We start from the raw sequence: 746 nt of genomic DNA on the forward strand, positions 1-746 counted from the left end.
CCAACTTTAACGATACCAGATTCAACACGGCCTGTTACTACAGTACCACGACCTGAGATTGAGAATACGTCTTCGATTGGCATTAGGAATGCTTTGTCGATGTCACGCTCTGGCTCTGGAATGTAGGTGTCTAGTACGTTTAGTAGTTCTACTACAGCTGGTTGGCCGTATTTTTCTTCTGAGCCTTTTAGGGCTTCAGTAGCAGAACCTTTAACGATAGGAGTGTCATCGCCTGGGAAGTCATAGTCGTTCAATAGTTCACGAACTTCCATTTCTACTAGCTCTAACAATTCTTCGTCATCAACCATGTCACATTTGTTCATGAATACGATGATGTACGGTACGCCAACCTGACGTGAAAGCAAGATGTGCTCACGAGTCTGTGGCATTGGGCCGTCAGTTGCAGATACGACTAGGATTGCGCCGTCCATCTGGGCAGCACCAGTGATCATGTTTTTAACATAATCGGCGTGACCTGGGCAATCTACGTGTGCGTAGTGACGGCTGTCTGTGTCATATTCTACGTGTGAGGTGTTGATTGTGATACCACGTGCTTTTTCTTCTGGTGCTGAGTCAATAGACGCGTAGTCTTTGGCTTCGCCACCAGAGGTGATTGCAGCTACGGTTGCGATTGCAGCGGTAAGGGTTGTTTTACCATGGTCAACGTGTCCGATTGTACCGACGTTGACGTGTGGCTTGTTACGTTCAAACTTGGCCTTTGCCATGGGTATTTCCTCTTTTTTTGG

General features: G+C 47.1%; 1 protein-coding gene. It reads right to left on the minus strand.

What is annotated here, in order from left to right; all coding sequences use genetic code 11:
* Positions 1 to 725 (minus strand): elongation factor Tu (locus V6252_RS12835; RefSeq protein WP_341610709.1); only part of this gene is annotated, 725 nt, incomplete at its 3' end.
* Positions 726 to 746: the final 21 nt, after the last annotated feature.

Origin of the sequence: Psychrobacter proteolyticus (assembly GCF_038155145.1) — a bacterium.
GTDB lineage: Bacteria > Pseudomonadota > Gammaproteobacteria > Pseudomonadales > Moraxellaceae > Psychrobacter > Psychrobacter proteolyticus_B.